At 37.8% G+C, this 22,057-nt stretch carries 15 protein-coding genes and 1 tRNA gene; 4 read left to right on the plus strand and 12 right to left on the minus strand.

Annotated features, from left to right (window positions below; translation table 11 throughout):
* Nucleotides 1-101 precede the first annotated feature (101 nt).
* The 7 genes from GGR21_RS07465 to GGR21_RS07495 form a co-directional block, all read right to left on the minus strand.
* Nucleotides 102-1,367 carry a retropepsin-like aspartic protease gene (locus tag GGR21_RS07465; RefSeq protein WP_183306586.1) on the minus strand — a complete coding sequence of 422 codons (1,266 nt, stop codon included), beginning with the start codon at nt 1,365-1,367 and terminating at the stop codon, nt 102-104.
* Between the two features lie 126 nt (nt 1,368-1,493).
* Complete coding sequence (locus tag GGR21_RS07470) at nt 1,494-2,891, minus strand: TlpA family protein disulfide reductase (protein ID WP_183306587.1); 1,398 nt, start codon at nt 2,889-2,891, stop codon at nt 1,494-1,496.
* Nucleotides 2,892-2,919: 28 nt separating this feature from the next.
* The gene (locus GGR21_RS07475) at nt 2,920-4,542 is read right to left on the minus strand and encodes a PKD-like family lipoprotein (protein ID WP_183306588.1); all 1,623 of its coding nucleotides are present in this window, start codon (nt 4,540-4,542) and stop codon (nt 2,920-2,922) included.
* A gap of 20 nt (nt 4,543-4,562) precedes the next feature.
* Nucleotides 4,563-5,411, minus strand: coding sequence for a DUF4843 domain-containing protein (locus GGR21_RS07480; RefSeq protein WP_183306589.1), 849 nt, complete (start codon nt 5,409-5,411; stop codon nt 4,563-4,565).
* Between the two features lie 21 nt (nt 5,412-5,432).
* Entirely contained in the window at nt 5,433-6,929 is a 1,497-nt protein-coding gene (locus GGR21_RS07485; protein ID WP_183306590.1) for a RagB/SusD family nutrient uptake outer membrane protein, read from the minus strand.
* 46 nt (nt 6,930-6,975) lie between these two features.
* Entirely contained in the window at nt 6,976-10,116 is a 3,141-nt protein-coding gene (locus GGR21_RS07490) for a SusC/RagA family TonB-linked outer membrane protein (RefSeq protein WP_183306591.1), read from the minus strand.
* A gap of 1,095 nt (nt 10,117-11,211) precedes the next feature.
* Nucleotides 11,212-11,285: transfer RNA gene (locus tag GGR21_RS07495), tRNA-Met, on the minus strand.
* Between the two features lie 270 nt (nt 11,286-11,555).
* On the opposite strand from GGR21_RS07495, the gene GGR21_RS07500 reads away from it, so the two are divergent.
* The 4 genes from GGR21_RS07500 to GGR21_RS07515 are packed head-to-tail and all read left to right on the plus strand — an operon-like array spanning nt 11,556 to nt 17,443.
* Entirely contained in the window at nt 11,556-13,550 is a 1,995-nt protein-coding gene (locus GGR21_RS07500; RefSeq protein WP_246348025.1) for an LptF/LptG family permease, read from the plus strand.
* 15 nt (nt 13,551-13,565) lie between these two features.
* The gene (locus GGR21_RS07505) at nt 13,566-14,783 is read left to right on the plus strand and encodes a bifunctional 3,4-dihydroxy-2-butanone-4-phosphate synthase/GTP cyclohydrolase II (protein ID WP_183306593.1); all 1,218 of its coding nucleotides are present in this window, start codon (nt 13,566-13,568) and stop codon (nt 14,781-14,783) included.
* Between the two features lie 53 nt (nt 14,784-14,836).
* Entirely contained in the window at nt 14,837-16,030 is a 1,194-nt protein-coding gene (locus GGR21_RS07510) for a pyridoxal phosphate-dependent aminotransferase (RefSeq protein ID WP_183306594.1), read from the plus strand.
* A 3-nt stretch (nt 16,031-16,033) separates the two neighbouring features.
* The gene (locus GGR21_RS07515; protein WP_183306595.1) at nt 16,034-17,443 is read left to right on the plus strand and encodes an amidophosphoribosyltransferase; all 1,410 of its coding nucleotides are present in this window, start codon (nt 16,034-16,036) and stop codon (nt 17,441-17,443) included.
* 74 nt (nt 17,444-17,517) lie between these two features.
* Here GGR21_RS07515 and GGR21_RS07520 read toward each other — a convergent pair whose 3' ends face one another.
* The 5 genes from GGR21_RS07520 to proB all read right to left on the minus strand — a co-directional run bounded on the left by GGR21_RS07520 (nt 17,518) and on the right by proB (nt 21,984).
* Nucleotides 17,518-18,471, minus strand: a complete 954-nt coding sequence (locus GGR21_RS07520; RefSeq protein WP_183306596.1) for an N-acetylornithine carbamoyltransferase — start codon at nt 18,469-18,471, stop codon at nt 17,518-17,520.
* Entirely contained in the window at nt 18,471-19,379 is a 909-nt protein-coding gene (locus GGR21_RS07525) for an acyltransferase family protein (protein WP_183306597.1), read from the minus strand. Before GGR21_RS07525 ends, GGR21_RS07520 begins: the two co-directional genes overlap by 1 nt.
* A 93-nt stretch (nt 19,380-19,472) precedes the next feature.
* On the minus strand, nt 19,473-19,655 hold the full coding sequence (locus GGR21_RS07530; protein WP_183306598.1) for a hypothetical protein: 183 nt from the start codon (nt 19,653-19,655) through the stop codon (nt 19,473-19,475).
* Nucleotides 19,652-20,905 carry a glutamate-5-semialdehyde dehydrogenase gene (locus GGR21_RS07535; RefSeq protein WP_183306599.1) on the minus strand — a complete coding sequence of 418 codons (1,254 nt, stop codon included), beginning with the start codon at nt 20,903-20,905 and terminating at the stop codon, nt 19,652-19,654. The genes GGR21_RS07530 and GGR21_RS07535 overlap by 4 nt, the downstream gene beginning before the upstream one ends.
* 2 nt (nt 20,906-20,907) lie before the next feature.
* Complete coding sequence (gene proB / locus GGR21_RS07540; protein ID WP_183306600.1) at nt 20,908-21,984, minus strand: glutamate 5-kinase; 1,077 nt, start codon at nt 21,982-21,984, stop codon at nt 20,908-20,910.
* Nucleotides 21,985-22,057 lie beyond the last annotated feature (73 nt).

Genomic DNA, 22,057 nt, shown 5'->3' on the forward strand with positions numbered 1-22,057 from the left:
GTTGCGCAGGAGTGCGTAAACAAACTATGCATGTACATACGGGGATATCCTCTGCCTGCGACAGGCAGGGGGACCCAAAGTTTTTAAAAATGAAATAAACTTTAGTCTTCTAATTGTTTTCTTGGTACTAAATGGATTTGCTTTCTTAATAAATCTATTGTGAAATTATAATTGCTGAAAAATTTTATTCCGATAGATCCATCCGGAGAGTCATTATCTTGTTTAGATACTCCTCCTTTCGATGCTTGCAAAGTTATAGGCATATTCTTTTGGCTTATTTCGTTATCCAGTTTAAACTCAGAGGCCTTTCCATAGAAGACAGGACTTGAATATCCCATACTTACAGTAGTTGCTTCACCTTCGGGCTTAAATCCGGATAGGAGAAGTCTGTTTTTTCGTACATATTGTTCGAAAAGAATAAGGTAATAATTTGCACCTGTATCTATAATAAAGTTGCCGGTTATCTCCTTTTTCCCGGTAAGGTTCAACAAACTGGGAACGACAATGGACGAAGACGGTTTGCTTATCGGAAACGTTTTTCCGTTATCAGTATATCGATAGTTACCAAAGCTATATAAATAGATTTGATTTTCATCAAAGTTTATATTTGTTATAAATCTTGATACGAGATTGAGACCAATAATACCGTCAAAGGAATCGATAGTTTCAAATATAGCAATATTTTGATTTTTTAATGATATAGAGTCTGATAAATGAATTGTATTTCCGCCAGATATATTTACCTGTATTTGAGTACCCACTACACTTGTATTTTGAGAGTGGCTTATACTTAAGGAAAGAGAATCAGCCAGAGTTTTTCTTATAGCTATTCCATCTGCTCCTGTGTCGAGTAGAAACAATAATTCACGGGGATTATCATTAATTTTTATTTTAAGAATGATATATCCATTAAGGTGATTGAATGGTAAAATACCTAATAGCTTTGAGTCCTTAAAACGGGAATGTCCTGCGAAATGGTCAAAATAATCAATAAACAGTATCATATTGTCTCTATTAATAGCGATGACACTTTCTTCAGTCTTCCCATTTTCTAAATTGAATTTTACGTTGACTAAAACCACGCTATCTTCTTGTACACGTAACTCGTTATTTGTAAGCTCAACAGATTCAAAATTATTATTCTTAATTATATGTTCCAGTATATACTTTGCTCTTGGCCAGTTTTCTGTACTTAAAGAGAAATCTGGATCTAAATTCTTCTTAATAGCTGTAATATCTTTATTTTTCAAGCCAATACTGAGCCTGTATAAATTGGCTTTTATACTGTCTTCCGATATCTGAGTGGAGCCGGATAGGACAGAAATAATAAACAAAACGAGGATAGATAAAATCTTCCGATAATTCATACTATTAGGTTTATAAGTATTGGTAGTCTTCTGTGATAAGTATGGGAGGACGACAATTAATTGTTATATTCCTCCGGATACAAATCGCAGTATTTTAAAGATTTTTTTTTCTGATGTATTGATTCTCTATTTTGCTAAAGCGGAATCCAGTTGGGCTCTTATGTCTGTAGAGGATGGACGAAGAGCGTCGGCTGATATAAGTTTGCCATCTTTACCAACGAGTATAAAACGAGGAATTCCACTTATTTTATAAATTTCCATTAATTCTTTTTTTGCTCTGTCTCCAGCAAAAAGCTGAATACCTTTCAATTCTCTTTTCTGAATAAAATCTTTCCATTTCTGAATATCTTTACTCTCATCGGTACTAACACTCATGAAAACGATATCTTTACCATGGTATTCTTCTTCCAGCTTTTTTAGTGATGGTATTTCTTTTATGCATGGAGCACACCATGTTGCCCATACATCAATATATACTACTTTTCCTTTAAAATCCGATAATGCTATTTCTTTATTATCTGCATCAGGAAATTTGAAGTCTACAGCCATTTGCCCCTGAGCAAGTTTGGCTACATCTTTTATTTTATCATTCAGACGTTCCTTTTGATTATCAGTTATGAGGTGTTTTCCGTATTTCTGCTCAAAATCGAGGAATTCCTCATATGTTCTCAAATATTGCGAATACATTAATATGAGTTCTCCTTGGACTTCATCATTCTTTATTTCGGGGAGAACAACATCTAAAGCTTTCTTTACGTTTTTCAAATCCTTTATCTGCTCTTCAGTATACTTATCTGCAAGAATTCGGGGAGCCATCAGGTTGTAAGAGGTTATCAGAGTCATTCCATAGGGGTATTTAAGTAAGGTTTGTCCTGATGTAATGTCAGATATGTCAATCTGATGATAATAATCAGGAAAGTCCTCATCTTGCGGATGTGCAGAACGAGGAGTAGTAGTGAACATAAGAGCGTTGAGCAGCATATCGTACTTTCTGTAGTCTTTGAACAGTTCATTGAAAGTTGAATTGGCTGTATATTCTACTTTATAATTATTCATGACCTCTAATTTTTCATCCAGCAACGGAAAGAAATCAACATAGGTACTGTGTTCCGAGACAAAATACAGCGATTTCCTTTCTATAGGCAGGATAAATTCATGCCATTTTTCCATTTCTCTATTTTCGGGTGTATTTTCTCCTATCAGTTTATAACTTTTTTCTCCTACTTCTACATTGAGCTGATCTCCAGGTTTGAAATAGAAGGTATAATTATCTGAAGCAGTTTTCGCACTGTTTCCAATGACATAAAAGCCGTCATTTGAAATATTGAAAGCAAATAGGAATTTATTATTACTATCAAGCTGAGAAGATGCCATTTCTTTTATTGTTCCGCTTTCTACTTTGAACAATTTGACTTCCTTCGCTCCTTTTCTCAGCCATGTTCCATTAATAATGGATATGTTGTTGGCAAAACCTCCTGTAAAGGAGGCTGCCAATAATATAGTTAATAAGATTATTTTTTTCATTTTTTTAGAGAGATATTATCTATTCGTATTACTGATTACTTCTACTTTTCCATTCAATATCTACAATTTTACCAAATCCCGTCCATTCCATTTTTTCTTCGTTATATTCGTTAATATTTAGGTCTCCGTACAACGGGGTTACTTTCATTACTTCAAGTTTTCCACAGCTGTTGGCAGGTTTGGCAGGGTCATATGTTGCAATCATCAAGTCTTCGAGCCATTCGCTGCTGCTGCTTACGTTACGTGAATTTCCCAGAAACTTCATAGTGGTTATAATATTATTATCGGGAGCAGTATATACAACTTTGTTATCGCCATCGTTGATATTGTATACATATACCTTATTGTCAGTCCTGTAATACAGGAAAGGATTTAAATTACCTGTTTTGCTAATATTCTGTCCCATGGCAAATTCCCTAATGTTTTCAGAATCTACTAATGGGATTTTTGCATACATGGTTTGTTTTATTGTATTACCAAATTCAAAAGATCCAATAAATAACTCTTCTGTTACAGGATCTTTCAGTATACAGTAAATTTTAGGCATAGATACTGAGGCTTCAGTTTCTCTGCAAAATAGATATAATAAGTCTTTTCCTGTATTATTCATCTTGAATTCCAATTCGTTAAATGTTTGCTCCAACGAAGTGGAAAAATAGGATGAATATTTAATAAAACTGCCTCTTTGGTATATAAAACTTTTATTGTCAGTATCGTACATTACAATTCCGCCATAGGAAGAAGTAGGGGTGACAGCCCCAATCATAGGACTTACATTTATATATTTACTGTCGACAGTTGTATTAACATAAATGCCTACAGTCCAATATGTGCTGTAGGTATAATTATACAGATACACATTATTGCTATTATCAATAAGATATCCTCCTTCAGCGATTCTCATGGCAATGAAATCATCCGAAGGGTTTCCGATAAATACATAATTAAGATTGTATAACGGATCATAGGTGAAATTACCCGGATGCAGGCGATAAGCCCCCGTATTAGTTAATATAGTAACAGCGTATCTGCCATCTTCTACTGTCGCTCCCATTTTAGGCGAATTATTATCACTGTAGCAGGAGAGACTCAAGGGTTTACCAAAGTCCGGGTATTCAGAATTTATGATAGATAAGACATCGAGCTTAAGGGTTAATTCATTATTAAAATAACTGATAAAATCTACTCTTGCCTTATCATTTACATCGCTTAGGACAAGTATTCCGGAAGCAATTTCGTCAGAAATTGATATTTTAAAATTTTTGGACACCCATTCTATTCCGGTGGATGTATCTGTTATTTTATAGTAAGCGGTATAAGACCCCCCTGGCAGTTGGAGCCATACATCTTCCAAATATTTATCATTGGAAAAGGTATAGTTGTAGTAGAGCTTTTTGTCTATCTGGATACTCAGGAATATCCATTGGTACTTATAGTTTGCTTCGTTTCCTTGTATCGAAGATTTCAGGATGGGCTTAATAGTAAGCAGTTCTTCCATCCTTAACGAATACTCTTCTTCTATACCTTCTATTTCTATTTCATTGATGTCATTATAATCGTAATTTCCTTTGTCGTCGTAGCATGATATACAAAAAGATATGCTAAATACAACGCATAAAATATACTTAATAAAATTATATTTCTGATTCATGATTTTTATCTTTTTATTAGTTATGCATATAGTCCGGCTGACATTTCTTCGCCATTTTCTTCATAGATTGTATTTCCTGCTGCTTTTTGCTCGGCAAGGTATTTTTTCAAAAGCCCTCCCCATGCTGTGACTTGTGCTATGGTAGGTCCTTCGGCTGTGGAGGCGACATAGAATATTTCTATATCGAGATTTACAAGTTCTTTTAATAAGAATACCTTTTTAGCAGAAAAGGTTCCGAGATAATAAGCCCAGTTGTTCCACAAAAGAGGTAGGGTCAGAAAGTCGGATACTGTTACCCTAAAGTCTATAGTGCTGGCCTTGAGCGTGTCAGTTGCGCTCCGCAACACTTCCTTATAGTTTGTATAAAAATCGTTACCGGGAACCAAAGTGAGGTCAATTGTTTTCGTTTCTTCGGTATACTTTTCACGATACAACTCTATCACTATAGCACCAACCTCTTTATTAGCCGGAATTTTGGCTTCCAATATTTTGAAATCGGAATTTTCGACAGCTGTCGATGTCGATGCTAGTTTGTAACTTATTGTCCTGTCATAATCGGCCAGATTACCCATTATACTAACAGGTACGTATGTCGTATCTATAGGTAATAATCCCTTTTCTAAATATCCATAAGATAAGCTGATGCTATCCATTGGCACTGTTATATACCATTGTTTACTATAATATACATCATTGAAAGTGTATGAAAAATTAAAATGATTATCGGATTCGCGCCGATTTTGCAAAGAAAAATAGATATTGGTTTCTCCCTCAAAGAGATCTAATTTGTCTTCCTTGCAAGAAGAGAAAATTGCTATGGCCGTAATAAGCAGGACGGCAGGTTTTATATTTAATATACTCTTTTTCATGTTTTTGTTGATTCATTGTTTTTAATTATCTATTTCTACCTGAGGTATAGGAAGTACATATTTAGTAGCATCCATCGTGACATTACTAGTGCCACTGGTTAGATTTCCACTACGGATTGTTTTTTGATTCCGTCTTTTATAGTAGAAAAATAGTTGGCCTTCGCCCTGGAATTCCCTCATATTTTCTAACAATAATTCTGTAGTTACATTCACAGAAGTTTTGGCTTCTGATACTTTTTTCAGTCCTCTGTTTACCCGTACCTGGTCGATATATTCTATATCATTTTGAACTTCTGCAATGATATAATACAATTCTGTTTTGCGTATAAGAGGTTGATAATTCCAATTGTTGGTGGTAATTGTCGTTTTGGCAAATTTATAAGATGTCATATAAGTAGCATCGATACTATAATTAGCCCAATTCAGCGCTCTGTAGTCTGTACTTGTTGATAGTTGCCCTGAAGAACTAACATCGAAAGCATAGTTTACATTTGTCTGTGTAGAACCGGTAAAGACTGAAGAGCCTAGCCCAGGCGAGAAATTATTGTCCCAGACCGAGTACATATAAGGCGAATGTATTCCAAACAATACTTCGGGTGAAGCGATACGATCTTCTTTATTTGTGAGAGCTACTTGTGCCCTTGTAACCCATGGGAAATGCTCCGACAACTTTGAGTCATTCAATAGTGCCAGTGCCAATGCCAGTGCTGCTGCTTTATCTTCCCTGTATAGTAGCGCTCTCGCTTTGAATGTAGAGACAGCGTAATAATTCATCCGTCGGTTGCGGAAACGATAAAATTCATTGATTTCCAGTTGTGAGACGGACAAACTGTCCTCGCTTGCATATACCATTGCACCTTCTGTTATTACCGGATCATTTTTTAGATATTCGAGAGATGTTTCGATGTCGGTAAATATCTTGTCCATGATTGTATTTGCAGTTTCTCTTGGCTGTGTTTCTGTTATCGGCTCATTGTAATATGGTATAGATAACGCGGTAGAGTCGGTCACATACACAGGGCCAAAGAGCCTGAGCATGTCGAAGTGTATAAATGCTCTTAATCCATGTGCTTCTCCCAGCATAATTTCTTTTCGGCTTTGAGGTATAATTCCTTCTGTCGCATTGAGTTTTTTTATGAAATAATTAATGTTAAGAATTGTACTGTAGGCTTCTGTCCATATTTCAAGGAGATTATTTGTAACTACCTGATCTGAATAAGCGTAAGAATTCATATAATACCTTAGCTTATTGCTCGATGAAGTATTTGCGGGAACAGCATATCTTTGAGCTAGTATTTCTACAGCCCTATTGGTCAAGTCTTGTCCGTAAAGAGGCGTGTTTGCCATTTTTAGATAAATTCCGTTCAGCGCAATTTGAGTATTGTTTTCGGTTGCATATACCCAATCTTCAAGGGTTGAATCAACCGGGTCAACTTTTAACCAGTCACTGCATCCGACAATAGATAATGTTATGGCAACTCCTAACATTGTTTTTTTTATCATATTTACATATTTCATATGCATATTTTTTATTTTAAAATTTAATTCAATTACGTATCACTCATTAAAATGAAAGGTTTACACCCAGAGCAACACTTCGGGCGAATGGATATTGAGTAGATCTTTCGGTTTTGGATGTCTCCAGCCTGAATATATCATTCAGGTATCCGGTTACAGATAGAGTACTGATACCCAAATTTTGTTTTACCCATTCATTGTTTATAATATCATATTTACAGCTGATAGATTCGGCTCTCAGATAGTTGTTTTTTTGTATAAAACGGGAAGTTCTTGGTGAGGTACTGCTTACAATTGATATTCCTTTGTATTCTGCTATATCACCCGGATTCTTCCATCGGTCATATAATGCCCGTTTGTCCTGATTCTTTTCTAATTGAGATTTCGTTATATTCTCTACTTTGTTGTATAATACGTTATTATATATATCAGAGCCAAAACTGTAAGAGAAAGCCATGCCAATTTCAAAATTTTTGTAACGGAAAGAAGTAGAGATCACACCTCGCAGGTCAGGTCTGGTACTACCGACAGCGACCATATCGTCTGCATCGTAATCGAATGTCAGGCTACCATCTTTTTTTATATATATTTCTTGTCCGGTAGCGGGATCGATTCCATACGAACGTACAGCCCAAATATCATCGTCACTATAACCATCAACATATTGTCTCATTGTATTACTCTGCTGTTGTTTTAAATTATAAGAATCTATTGCGTTGCCGAATCCTCTGTATGTTTTTTTATTATGAATACCCGAAAAAGACAGCGACCAAAGTATACGGTCTTTCAAATTATATATAGGGAATACTGTAGCTCTAAATTCCACACCTTCATTTATTTGATAGCCTAAATCCATTGGATATGAGCTTATTCCTGTCGATGGTACCAGAGGTACAGGTATAATATTAGGGTCATTCTTTTTACGGAAATAATCAAATGTCAAGGATGTGCGCCCATTTAAAATTCTAAAATCGATCCCCGCATCAAAATCTTTTGAGATAGCCCAAGGTAAATCAGGATTGCCTACATTACTGAGATAAGCGCCTTGCCCGAATATATTACTGTCGATAAAGTATGTATAAACAGATTTTGAATAGGTCGTACCCGAATTTTGGCTTCCGGATGTACCTATTGTGGCTCTTATTTTAAGAATATCTATCCAGTATTGATCCTTCATGAAAGATTCTTGATTGATATTCCAACCTATTCCGGCAGACCAGAAAGACTTGTATAATTTATTAGAGCCAAATGAAGATGTTCCGTCTACACTTAAAGAGAAGTTGAAGAGATATCTTTTATCAAAATCATAGGTCAAAGCCCCAACAAGACCGACAGATCTTTTTTCATCTTCGAGATAGCCCGGTTTAGACTCTTGTTTGTAGCTATAGGCAAGGTTAGGAGTGCCTTGGCTGCCATATGGAAACCCGACAGCAGTGACACTTACGTAGTTTGTTTTACTCATTTCCATCTGTGCTCTGGCATTTATTGTGATCGAGTGCTTGTCTATAACTTTTGCATATGCTCCATCGATGCGCCCTTTATAAACCATTTGATTGAGGTCTTTATGAAAATATTCCCCCTTCTCATACATTGTTAGATCGTTATATTTTGTGTTTTCAGGAGGTGAGAACTGAGTTGTCTTGCTGTTTGTCCTTATCAGATCCAATCCGGCCTTGAATCGCAATTCATCAGTAGGCATGTATTGTATTTGGAAACTATTGGAGATAGTAATGTCACTTCGTTCGTCTTTGCTATTCAATAATGCATTATATAGCGGATTAGGAATGTTATCTACAATTGGAGAACTTAGATCTGCGTATCCCAGTCCGGTTCTGTATTGAAGGTATTTTTCTACTGTTCCATCTTCATTTCTCATTCTGAAATAAGGACTTGTGTTTACCCATGTGGAAAAATCTCCATATGGACTATTAGTCGCTTTATATCCAGTAATATCAAGGTCGTTTGATACGATAAATTTTTGATTACGATATACCATGCTTATATTTCCAGCCCATGTTTCACGTCCGGATCCTTTCATTACGCCCTGGTTATTCTTATATTTTGCTCCTCCATCGATTGTTAAGAACTCATTACCTCCCGATACCCTTACTGAATGTCCATGAGTGAAGCCTGTTTGTACAGGCTGGCTTAGCCAATATGTATCCACGCCACGTTGTATGTCTGCTAATCTGTAATTGTATAGCTCCATTAGGGCTTTTTGGGAGGCGGCACTTGAAGTGTTTGTATACTTTCCAGCCAACCTTTCGAATTCAAGTTTTTCGCTAGCATTCATCATGTTATATCCTGAAAGGTCAGTCATATCTATCTGAAAATCTCCGCTATAGTATACTTTTAGTTCTCCTGGCTTCGGTTTTATTGTTTCTACAACAATAACACCATTTGCTCCCTTAGAACCATATATCGCAGTAGAACCAGCATCTCTAAGGATAGTTATAGACTCTACTCTATTTATATCAAGGTCGTTTATACGACTAATGGATACTTCAACCCCATTCAAAACAAATAACGGCTGATTAGGATCATTACCAAACTCATCAATTGTAGCATTCAGAACAGAGCCTCCTTGTCCCCTCATTTCTATAGTAGGCATGGAGTTAGGGTCGGAACCTCTGAGGCTATTGTCCAGAATCACAAAAGACGGGTCTAATACTTTTAGACTTTTCAGTACATTCTGGTTACTTATGTTTCTGAGTTCCTGACCTGTATATGTTGATACTGAACCTGTAAAGCTAACCCTGTCTCGCTGAAACATACCTGTTTCTACAACGACTTCTTTCAATTGGTTGTCGGCAGGATATAGTTTTACATTATAGTTCGTCACCCCATCTTTTAGGCGAACTTCTTCTTCTTTCATTCCTATGAATGAGAAAATTAAAGTTTCACCTGGTTTGGTGACCGTGAATAAATATTTACCATCGGCACCAGAGAAATTAGCTACTTTTTTGTCTGATTTTAAGGAGATAGTAACTCCAGGTAGAGGCTCTCCACGTTCGTCAGTTATTAATCCTGTGATTTTAATAGGATCGGCTGCTACTTTTGTTTCATTTATAATTACTTTTTCAGCCGCTTTGTTCATTTCTAAAGCAGATAGTGTTTGTCGCGGATAACTATTTCCTGCATATAAGAAAAATATGCTCCAGAAACATAGAAATGTAGTGATTTTCATAATTTTAAAGATACGATTGTTATTCCCTCGCGAGAGATAATGGGGATTACTCTTTTGTTTCATATATCTGTAATAAATTTAGTTAACAAATTCGCTCTATAGGCGAGGCTTTTCACTTATAATATAATAAGTTCTTTTTTTAATTTCTTCATAACTAATGTTTTTCATAATGGATAAAAGGGTGTTTTAATTAGTGTTTTTATAATTATTCATTGTTGATTGTTAATGATATTTTTGTCTCCTGATTGTTGATATGTTGTATTTGATATTGTACATACGATATTTTCAGTACTTGTTTCTCATTTTATAAGTGATAAAGTTTTCTGAAGCATATTCTGTATTTTCAGCTTATACATTGATCTGTATTGGCTTTCTTATGCGTTTCTTTTCCGAATTCATTGAGAACAGTTCGTCAGGGCTATATATTAGTGTTTTGGATTTAATTTCGGATTCTATTTTTCTGCTAATCAAAACGATCGATTCTTTCTTATCATTTTTACAAGATTGTAAACAATCAATCCTGTATTTACTAAGCAATTATAAAAAGGATAAAGATGATAAAGATTAACTGGGCATATTTCAGTACGTTGATGTATTTTATATCCTCTACTTTATGCGAAAATTATGCGATTTGTTCTGTCATTATTTAATTTGATTACTTGTATTTCATTTATTTATTTTATGTTAATAAAATTAAATATATAATAATGATTATAAGGCTATAAAACTGATATTTAAATATGTGTGTAAAACCACATATTGATAAAAAATAAAAAGGGATTAGGGTGAATTTTCAAAATGTGGTTACATTGATATGTTTTTGGTATAATTTCGAAATTTAAATCTGATTATTTGCAAAATGGTATTGTGGGCTCATGTTTGATATTCTTTTAAGTATATTATACACTGATCATCCGCTGGCCAAATGAGGATGTGCTTAAAGATATGGTAAATTTTACCCATGCGTCTGTCAGGTATTTCGTAACAGAACCGGTTAAGGACGGTATAATATAAATAGTGGGTTTATTTTATGCAATTTTTATGCAAAAATAAAAAGAACCTACAATTTCAAATTGTAAGTTCTTTATTTTTAGGTAGCGGGAGGGGGACTTGAACCCCCGACCTCATGATTATGAATCATGCGCTCTAACCAGCTGAGCTATCCCGCCATCATCTTATTAGCGGGTGCAAAAATAGAAGAATATTTTTGATAAAACAAGCATCATGCCCGAAAATAAAAAAATAATTTGGCAAATGGTCGAGAAAGTTCTCATATTCAACGCGAAAAAGCTAATAAAATCTAAGAAACTCATCTTTCCATCTATTATTACCTTTCGAAAGGTTCTTTTTACTACTTTTGTACTCAATTTGAGTAATTACCAATGCTAAGGATAAAGCGGCTATATACATTCATTATTCAAACATTTATCCCAGTCTTCATGATGACTTTCGGGATATGCCTGTTCATCTTTATAATGCAGTTCCTCTGGCGTTATATCGAAGATCTGGTAGGTAAGGGGCTCGATAATGTTGTCCTATTTGAGCTATTCTTATATGCAGCTTTACAGCTGATACCGATGAGCCTGCCATTATCATTGCTTCTGGCCTCACTTATGGCTTTCGGTAATATGGGAGAAAGGCTTGAATTGCTAGCAGTAAAAGCTTCAGGAGTATCGTTGTTGAAGGCAATGAAACCGCTCATTATGCTAGTGGCTTGTATATCCATAGGTGCATTCTTTTTTCAGAATGAAGCTATGCCACGTATCAATGTGAAATTTCGCTCCCTGTTGATTTCCATTAAACAAAAATCACCCGAACTGGATATTCCCGAAGGTTCTTTCTATAGTGGGATAAATAACTATAGCCTGTATGTAAAGAAAAAGAATAAGGAAACAGGGATGCTCAAAGATGTAATGATATATGATACATCCAGCGGATTCGATAATATGTCTGTATTTGTCTGCGATTCGGCTTTAATGCGTGTTTCGGAAGATAAGAAATATCTGGTGCTGAACCTTTTCTATGGGCAGCGCTTTGCAAATTTCCAGCAGGCTGATATAACTAATACCTCTAATGCCCGGAGGAGGAATGATAACCAATTCGTCCCATACGGACGGGAGAATTTCAAGGAAAAGGAAATCATTATTCCTTTCGACGCCAACTTTGAGCGGATGGACGAATCTAATCTCGAAGGTACCCAGATCGCAAAAAATATTGTTCAGCTGGGGCAGTCCATCGATTCGATGTCGTTACGTCTTGATTCTATAAATGTAAAAGACAGGCGTACAATCGGGCAGCATACTTATCTTTCATACAAAATGTCTGATTCTTACAAAAAGGAAAAAGCCGCCCGGGATTCGATAAATAAAATAGAAAAGCGAGATAAAAAGATAACGGAAAACCGGATAGACTTTGATTCCCTACTGGCCTCATTCAGCAGGAATGATATGTCTCAATATTTGAGCGCAGCATCTGTCGAGGCCGATAATAGTAAGTTCAACGTGATAGAATGGAATCAGAAAAAGAGTCTGCAAAAGAATATTCGTTTGCATGAAGTAGAATGGCATCGTAAATTTACCTTGTCTTTTGCCTGTCTTATCTTCTTCTTTATTGGTGCGCCATTGGGAGCTATAATACGCAAAGGCGGGTTGGGAATGCCCGTTGTTGTATCAGTAGCCTTATTTATTATATACTATATAATAGACAATGTTGGCTATAAGATGGCTCGTGACGGAGTTTGGTATGTATGGCAGGGAATGTGGTTGAGTTCTGCAGTATTGTTCCCTTTAGGAGTATTCCTTACATACAAGGCAATGAATGACTCGGCATTGTTCAATCCGGAAGCATACAATAAATTTTTCCGTAAAATAATGTTCATTAAAGAACCTCGGAAATTAAATGCAGAGGAACGTAGTATATTAGTTGACCGCATACCTCCGGTATCACAATTGAACATTGAGCCTGAAAGATTAATCAGTCTGCAAGCTATGGACAGTGACCTGGTTAGGGACATTGCGAAAAATTATATAAAACACGGCTATGGCAAAGATATGCAGATAGCTGCAATAAGTGTTCTGAAAGAAAGAGAAGCCGAACTTGACGATCTCATTGGCAGTCAAAGCTATGAAATGGCTAATGAAGATTATACCGATTTTTGTAAGAGTGCTCTGCTTACAGGGATTGGGTATGTTATTTCCCTAATATTACTGATACTCAATATTCCTGATTTTTCGACTATAATTTACGCCGCTTACGGGATATTGTTTATCCGTTCGGCTACGTATTATATGATGTTCTATGCAGGCATTATCGAGAAGTCGAAATTATATCATCTTTTCAACATAATCGCATTATTCACATTCTTCCCTGTTGCATTTCTTTTTGTAAAGAAGGATATGGAAAAGGTGAAGGAAAAAATCGGAATGAATATTTAAAAACAGCTATAATAAATGGACAAGATAAAGTTAGATACAGTAGAAGAGGCCATTGAAGAAATACGGAATGGTAATTTTGTAATTGTCGTTGATGACGAAGACCGTGAGAATGAAGGTGATCTGATTATTGCAGCAGAAGCTATAACTCCTGAAAAGATCAATTTTATGGAAACCCATGCCCGGGGACTGCTTTGTGCTCCACTTACGGCAGAGAGATGCGAGGAATTGGATCTACCGATGATGGTTACTCACAACACTTCGGTACATGCCACACCTTTTACCGTTTCGGTAGATCTGCTGAAGAATGGCGTAACTACAGGAATATCAGCCTATGACAGGGCTCAGACTATATTGGCATTAACAAAAAAAGATACGAAACCCGAAGATTTAGGACGTCCGGGGCATGTATTCCCTTTAAAGGCAAAAGACAAAGGTGTTCTTAGCCGTGTAGGACATACCGAAGCCGCGGTTGATTTGGCTCGTCTGGCAGGATTATATCCGGCAGGGGTACTTATCGAGGTGAAGAAAGAAGATGGAGAAATGGCCCGTCTTCCCGAGCTGAAGAAGATGGCTGACGAATTCAATCTGAAACTTATATCAGTGGCCGATCTGATCCGTTACCGTCTTGAACGCGAATCGCTGATAGAAAAAGGAGCAGAAGTAAAAATGCCTACTCAGTACGGGGACTTTCGCTTAATCCCGTTCAAACAAAAATCAAGCGGACTTGAACATATCGCTTTGATAAAAGGTACATGGGAAAAAGATGAACCTATATTGGTCAGGGTACATTCATCCTGTATGACCGGAGATATATTTGGCTCTTACCGCTGCGAATGTGGAGAGCAGCTGCATAAGTCGATGCAAATGATACAAAAAGAAGGGAAAGGAGTTGTCATATACCTTAACCAGGAAGGCCGCGGTATTGGGCTTATGGCTAAAATAGAAGCATACAAACTTCAGGAAGAAGGTTATGATACAGTTGATGCTAACCTACATTTGGGTTATCGTGCTGATGAACGTGATTATGGAGTAGGGGCTGCCATGCTTCGTGATCTGAATGTTTCCAAAATGCGTCTTTTGACAAATAATCCGGTGAAACGCAGGGGGCTGGAATCTTTTGGCCTTGAGGTAGTAGAGAATGTGCCGATCGAGATTACCCCGAACAAATATAATGAGTTCTATATGCACACAAAGAAAGAGCGTATGGGGCATGATTTGCATCAGGTAGACTAGAAATGGATATCTAAAAACAATAACGAATAAATCTAAAAAAATCTTTATCAACTATGACACAAGTGTCGCAACGTATAGCCAGTCTCGCCGTTTCGGAGACACTGGCTATGTCTCAAAAAAGCACTGAGTTGAAAGCCCAGGGAATCAATGTTATCAATATGAGCGTAGGAGAGCCCGATTTCTTTACTCCGGAGCATATAAAAGAGGCTGCAAAAAAAGCAATCGACGATAATTTTTCATTCTATACTCCTGTTCCCGGCTATATGTCGCTGCGTCAGGCTATCAGCCGGAAATTGAAAAACGAGAACAGACTTGATTATAAGCCGGAGCAGATCATCTGTTCGAGCGGTGCTAAGCAAGCGGTGTGTAATGTTTTACTTACAGTAGTTGACAAAAATGATGAAGTGGTTATCCCTGCACCATGTTGGGTGAGCTATATTGAAATGGTGAAGTTGGCCGAAGGTAAAAGTGTGGTCGTGCGCACAGGTATCGAGCAGGATTTTAAAATAACACCGGCTCAGTTGGAAGGGGCAATAACCCCCAAAACAAGAGCTATAATTCTCTGTTCCCCGTCAAATCCTACAGGAAGTATATATTCAAAGGCGGAACTGGAAGCCTTGGCAAATGTATTAGCTAAATATCCGAATATAATTATTATAGCCGACGAGATATATGAGCATATCAATTATGTTGGTAAACATGAGAGTATTGCTCAGTTTGATAATATAAGAGATCGTGTGGTAATTATAAACGGAGTGTCTAAAGCTTATGCGATGACGGGCTGGCGTCTCGGCTGGATGGCTGCGCCGCAGTGGATCGCATCGGCTTGTAATAAATTGCAGGGGCAATATACATCAGGCGCGTCCTCCATAGCCCAGAAAGCTGCTGAAGCGGCTTATAACGGAGACCAACAGTGTGTGGAGGATATGCGTGAGGCTTTTATGCGCCGCCGCGATCTGATTGTAAAACTTGCATCTGGAATAGAAGGTTTCAAAGTAAACAAACCGGAAGGAGCATTTTACCTGTTCCCTGAATGTAGCTATTATCTGGGTAAGTCGTATAATGGCAAAACAATAGTAACATCGGCCGATCTGGCAATGTTCCTTCTTGAAGAAGGGCATGTGGCATGTGTCGGCGGACTGGCTTTCGAAGCTCCTGACTATATCCGTTTCTCATATGCTACATCTGATGAGAATATCATTGAAGCAATGAGACGAGTGAAAGAAACTTTAGCAAAACTGAAATAAAAGATGGGAGGTTTTTTCGGAACTATATCAAACTCACCTTGTGTAACCGATCTGTTCTATGGGATTGACTATAATTCGCATCTGGGAACACGCAGGGGTGGGATGATAACCTTTTATGATGGCGAATTTAACAGGGCGATACATAACCTGGAAAACTCATATTTCCGCCTGCGATTTGAAGCAGATCTGAGTAAGTTTAAAGGCAATTCGGGTATCGGGGTAATAAGTGATACCGATCCACAGCCCATATTTATAAATTCTCACTTGGGGAAATATGCAATCGTGACGGTAGCAAAGATAAATAACCTGAAGGAATTGGAGAAAGAGCTTCTGGCAACAGGTGCTCATTTTACCGAATTGAGTTCAGACCAGAAAAATCAAACCGAACTGATCGCCTTACTGATTTCACAGGGGAAGACTTTTCTCGAAGGTATCGAATTAGTTTATGAGAAGATCAAAGGCTCGTGTTCGATGCTTATCCTCACAGAAAACAGTATTATCGCTGCCCGCGACAAATGGGGACGCACACCTGTGCTGATAGGATCGAAAGACGGGGCTAATGCGGTTTCAAGTGAACCATGCAGCTTTCCTAACTTAGGTTATGAATTGAGCTATGATGTAGGCCCGGGTGAGGTAGTCGAGCTTACCGCTGATAAAATAACACAATTGCGTAAACCAAATAAACAGAAACAGGTCTGCTCATTCCTTTGGGTATATTACGGTTATCCTGTATCTGATTATGAAGGAGTGAATGTAGATGCTGTGCGGTATGCTTCCGGTCAGGCTATGGCGAAAAGAGATGCCGTAGATGCCGATTATGTGGCCGGTATTCCCGATTCGGGAATTGGTATGGGATTGGGTTATGCCGAAGGTAAAGGTATCCCGTATCGCAGGGCGATCATTAAATACACCCCTACATGGCCAAGAAGCTTTACTCCTGCCAATCAGGCCGTGCGTGACCTTGTAGCTAAGATGAAGCTCATACCTAACCGCCGTTTACTGGATGGCAAGAGAGTCATATTTTGTGACGACTCTATAGTAAGAGGTACACAGTTGAAAGATAACGTAAGTATTCTGTACGGATATGGCGCAAAAGAGGTGCATATGCGTATTGGTAGTCCGCCTATCCTGCATGCATGTCCATATCTGGGATTCACTGCTTCGAAGTCTGCGATGGAACTTATCACACGTCGTACAATAGAGGAGTTGGAAGGTGATGCCGATAAAGATTTGGATAAATATGCTATTACCTATTCGCCTCAATATAACAATATGATTGATTGCATCCGTAAGAAATTGCATATAAGTACATTGAAATTTATGACAGTCGAAGATTTGCTTACTTCTATCGGATTGCCTGAAAATCATGTTTGTACATATTGTTATAACAAAGTCGAGCCGAAAGAAGAATAAGAAATAGAGGCATATAAAAAAATAACAGGGGAACATCTATGTAGATATTCCCCTGTGTTTTTATAGCTGTTGCATTATAATGTTTCCAGCATTCTTTTTATTACAGTTTGTGCAGATATCTCTCTGTTCGCAGCTTCTGGAATAACAATCGACTGAGGACTCTCAATAACATCGTCACTAACGATCATATTTCTTCTTACAGGCAGACAGTGCATAAAATAAGCATTATTTGTTAATGCCATTTTCTGTGCGGTTACAGTCCACGACATATCTTTGCTCAGGATTTTCCCATAGTTAGGATTGGTATAGGCAGCCCAGTTTTTGGCATATACAAAATCAGCATCTTCGAGGGCTTTATCCTGATTGTATTCAACCTTTGCTCCTCTGACAAACTTAGGATCGAGATCGTAGCCCTCAGGGTGGGTTATAACGAAATCCACATCAGCTTCATTCATAAAGTCAGCAAAAGAGTTTGGCACAGCCTGAGGTAATGCTTTCGGATGTGGAGCCCATGTCAGTACAACCTTTGGGCGGGCTGTTTTTTTGTATTCTTCGATAGTTATCAGATCGGCGAATGCCTGTAACGGATGGCCTGTAGCGGCTTCCATACTAAATACAGGCTTACCTGAGTATTGGATAAACTGGTTTAATATTTTTTCCTGATAATCATCTTCCTTATTTTCGAATTGGGCAAATGCACGCACGCCTATAATATCACAATAACTGCCCATTACAGGTATGGCTTCGAGTATATGTTCCGATTTATCGCCATCCATAATTACGCCACGCTCTGTCTCCAGTTTCCAGGCTCCCTGATTAATATCGAGCACCATTGTATTCATACCCAGGTTCATTCCTGCTTTTTGGGTGCTTAGCCGTGTGCGTAAACTGGAATTGAAGAATACCATCAACAGGGTTTTATTTTCGCCTAAGTGCTTATATGCAAAGCGGTTTTTCTTTATTTCAAGAGCTTCTTTTACAGCGGCATTCAGGTCGCCAAGATCTTTAACATTGGTATATGTTCTCATTATAGAAATATTTTTATTCGTTTATTTACAAAGATAACAAAGATAGACAACAATATCGATAGTGTGGCTACAATAGGATAAGTAACGATATTATATGTCTCAGATAATGGTACTGCCAGCGCGATCACCAAAATGTGAATATAATATATGCCGGTCGCTAATTGTCCCGGATTTATTTTACCGGAGACTATCTTCTTTTTTGCTCCTTTTAATAACAGGACAAACAGCATGGGACAGAATATATACAGGGCAATTATCATGTTCTTATGGGTATTGAGAACATATCCAAGATATGAATCCAGGAATAAGAAAACTAAACCTATAATAAGAAAAAGGTATAATCGGAAACCTTTAAATCTTTCTATCCAGATTCTCTTATTTATGCAATAGCCCAGAACTAAAAACGGATAGCCGAAAAAGAGTCCGTTGCAATATGTCCTGTAATAAAGACCTTTGTATTCCAGATAATAGCCAATAATAAAAAGAGGGAAACCGGTATATAGAATAATCCTGTCATTATTTATAAAGCGCTTAACAATTAGCAGTAATATAACAGCTATAATTAATGCGGGCAAAAACCATAGGTGATAATATCCCAGCAAAGCAGATGTAATAAAGGAACGGGGCTCTATTTCCTGATAATAGGTAGGAAGATAAAGTAATGACCAGACTATATACATTATTAATAGATGCAGAAGATAATTCTTTGTATATTTCCGGTCATCAAGTTTGGTACTTATAAAATAACCACTCAGAATAAAAAAGAAGGGAACGGCTATGCGGGCGATACCATTAGAGATAAGCCATCCTGCTAGTGAATCTTCTCCGAAAAGAGGCTGCATATGTATTGTGATAACCAATAAACTAAGTATGAGTCTGAAATAATCAAGTCTTATGATCCGTTCCATATTGATCAGTAGAATATCTTAATATGCTTGTTTATCCTATAGATAAAGTAAGACAAAATTAATGAAAACAGGGTATTTATCGTAAAGAGTCTTTTATTCATCCGGAAGGCTCTTCTTATCTCTTTTCCTGTCGTAGGCTTTCTTGTTCTTATGTATGCTGGTTGTGCGTTTCCATCCGGCCGACTGGGACAATTCATTTTCCCTGTCGGCTTTCTTCACTGCTTTTACATAATCTTCTATAGTGATTTTTCCTTTGGTCTTTTTCTTCTTTTTCATGATCGTGTTTGTCCGTCTCCCTCAATTATCCATTTGTAGGAGCATAGTTCTTCCAATGCCATCGGGCCACGGGCATGCATTTTTTGTGTACTGATACCTATCTCAGCGCCAAGTCCGAATTGTGCGCCATCGGTAAAGGCTGTAGATGCATTGGCATAAACGCAGGCTGCATCCACCAGTTTTTCGAATATATTTATGGCTTCACGGTTCTCGCTGACTATGGCTTCGCTATGTTTCGAACTGTATTTTGATATGTGGCTGATAGCTTCATCCAGCCCCCAAACGGTTTTGATCGCCATTTTATAGTCGAGGAATTCTGTGCCGAAGCTATCTTCGTCTGCTTTTTTCAGCAGATCGTAGGAGTATGAAGGAAAGAGTGCTTCGTATGCCTGTTTATCGGCATAGATAGTTACATCTTTCTTTTGCAGGTCTTCACACAGGAACGGCAGGTCTTCAAGCCTGTCCCTGTCTATGATGAGGCAGTCCAGAGAATTGCATACACTTACTTTCCTCGTCTTGGCGTTGGTTATGATCTCTTTTCCTTTTGCTAGATCCCCGTCTTTATGAAAATATGTATGGCATACGCCGGCTCCTGTTTCAATTACAGGTATTTTAGAATTCTCCCGTACATAGTTGATCAGTTCTTTTCCTCCGCGGGGTATGATCAGGTCTACATATTCCCGCGCGTTGAGTAGCTCCTCTGTTGCCGAACGTTCATTAGGCAATAATGTGCATACATTGGGATTAACGCCGTTCTCATCCAGCACATTCTGTATGATGTTTACTATCGCTTCGTTGGAATACCAGGCATCTGAACCTCCTTTCAGAATGCAAGCGTTGCCTGACTTAAAGCACAGAGAAAAGACATCGAAGCTCACATTCGGGCGTGCCTCATATATGATTCCTATTACACCGAACGGAACTGTCTTTTTGGTTAGATTCAATCCGTTTGGTAATGTTTTTTGCATCAGGATTCTTCCTGTAGGAGAGGGTAGGGTAGCTACATTCCGGATATCCTTTACAATATCTTTTATACGTTGCTCGGTCAAAAGCAGCCTGTCGTATTTAGGGTTACCTGTATCCATCCGTTGCAAGTCCTTTTGGTTTTCGGCAAGGATGTAATACATTTTAGACTCTGTTTCTTTAGCAATACATTCAAGTATCGCATTGATCTGATTCTCGTCCAGCAGGTTAAGACTCTTACTTACTTCAGAAACTAATTGAAAGGTACTCTGGTGATAATCGTCCATTTTTATTTATCAATATATAAATAGTCGTAATGAATAATTGCTTTCTTATTGCTTTTCCCTATTATTTCTTTTGCTTTGTCGCTATTGTATGCAGTCTTGCCAATACCAATCTGATTGCCCGATTCGTCGATGATGCGTACAATATCGTCAGCCTCAAAGTTACCAATTATTTTTGTTACGCCAATAGGCAGCAGGCTAACGGCTTTGTTGCTTAATAATGCTTCGCGTGCACCGTCATTGATATATATTTCGCCTTTGGTAAATCCGTTGGAATGAGCAATCCATTTTTTTACACTCGTGGTTCCTTTGTCAGAGGGCATAAAACGGGTAGATACAACATCCTTTCCCTTTATCAGTTCAATGAGTATATTGTCTCTCCGCCCATTGGCTATAATAACCTCGATACCCTCTTCGGCGGCTTTACGGGCGATATTGTATTTGGTAGTCATTCCTCCCCGTCCCGTAGCCGACTTTGAGGATTGGATACAGTCTTCTATATTATCTTTATGTATGTCGATTTCTCTGAATATCTTCGACTTGGGATTGCACGGATCTCCTGTATATATACCATCTATATTGCTGAGGATGATAAGCTTTTTGCAGTTCATCATTGCAGCCACCAGTCCCGAAAGTTCATCATTATCGGTGAACATCAGTTCGTTTACTGATATAGCATCATTTTCGTTTACGATTGGTATGACTTTGTTATCGAGCATCACCGACATGCAATTCCTTTGATTCAGATAATGGCGGCGTGTGGCAAAATCTTCTTTGGTAGCCAGTATTTGTCCGCAAACGATACTTTGCTGGCGAAAAAGGTCGTAATAGCGGTTTATCAGTTTTACCTGCCCTATGGATGAGTATAACTGGCGCGCCGATATCGTATCGAGTTTTGCTTTTGGCTTTATCTCTGTTCTGCCTGCAGCTACCGCACCTGATGATACGAGTATGACTTCTGTATTTCCTTTATGCAGTTCCGCTATCTGGTCGACAAGCGCCGACATTCTGGTGACATCGAGTGTGCCGTCCTTGCGTGTAAGTATTTGGCTTCCTATTTTTACAACAATGCGTTCTTTCATTGAAATAGTATCTAAAAAGACAAAGATATGATTTTATTTCAAGAAAAATGATAGTGGAGCGTTGAATGCAATA

Source organism: Dysgonomonas hofstadii, assembly GCF_014196915.1.
Taxonomy (GTDB): Bacteria; Bacteroidota; Bacteroidia; order Bacteroidales; family Dysgonomonadaceae; genus Dysgonomonas; species Dysgonomonas hofstadii.

What these genes read in the sequence shown, in the direction of transcription:
- GGR21_RS07465 (WP_183306586.1), bottom strand. Translation starts at nt 1,367, where the DNA reads ATGAATTATCGGAAGATTTTATCTATCCTCGTTTTGTTTATTATTTCT.
- GGR21_RS07470 (WP_183306587.1), bottom strand. Translation starts at nt 2,891, where the DNA reads ATGAAAAAAATAATCTTATTAACTATATTATTGGCAGCCTCCTTTACA.
- GGR21_RS07475 (WP_183306588.1), bottom strand. Translation starts at nt 4,542, where the DNA reads ATGAATCAGAAATATAATTTTATTAAGTATATTTTATGCGTTGTATTT.
- GGR21_RS07480 (WP_183306589.1), bottom strand. Translation starts at nt 5,411, where the DNA reads ATGAAAAAGAGTATATTAAATATAAAACCTGCCGTCCTGCTTATTACG.
- GGR21_RS07485 (WP_183306590.1), bottom strand. Translation starts at nt 6,929, where the DNA reads ATGAAATATGTAAATATGATAAAAAAAACAATGTTAGGAGTTGCCATA.
- GGR21_RS07490 (WP_183306591.1), bottom strand. Translation starts at nt 10,116, where the DNA reads ATGAAAATCACTACATTTCTATGTTTCTGGAGCATATTTTTCTTATAT.
- GGR21_RS07500 (WP_246348025.1), top strand. Translation starts at nt 11,556, where the DNA reads ATGATGACTTTCGGGATATGCCTGTTCATCTTTATAATGCAGTTCCTC.
- GGR21_RS07505 (WP_183306593.1), top strand. Translation starts at nt 13,566, where the DNA reads ATGGACAAGATAAAGTTAGATACAGTAGAAGAGGCCATTGAAGAAATA.
- GGR21_RS07510 (WP_183306594.1), top strand. Translation starts at nt 14,837, where the DNA reads ATGACACAAGTGTCGCAACGTATAGCCAGTCTCGCCGTTTCGGAGACA.
- GGR21_RS07515 (WP_183306595.1), top strand. Translation starts at nt 16,034, where the DNA reads ATGGGAGGTTTTTTCGGAACTATATCAAACTCACCTTGTGTAACCGAT.
- GGR21_RS07520 (WP_183306596.1), bottom strand. Translation starts at nt 18,471, where the DNA reads ATGAGAACATATACCAATGTTAAAGATCTTGGCGACCTGAATGCCGCT.
- GGR21_RS07525 (WP_183306597.1), bottom strand. Translation starts at nt 19,379, where the DNA reads ATGGAACGGATCATAAGACTTGATTATTTCAGACTCATACTTAGTTTA.
- GGR21_RS07530 (WP_183306598.1), bottom strand. Translation starts at nt 19,655, where the DNA reads ATGAAAAAGAAGAAAAAGACCAAAGGAAAAATCACTATAGAAGATTAT.
- GGR21_RS07535 (WP_183306599.1), bottom strand. Translation starts at nt 20,905, where the DNA reads ATGGACGATTATCACCAGAGTACCTTTCAATTAGTTTCTGAAGTAAGT.
- proB (WP_183306600.1), bottom strand. Translation starts at nt 21,984, where the DNA reads ATGAAAGAACGCATTGTTGTAAAAATAGGAAGCCAAATACTTACACGC.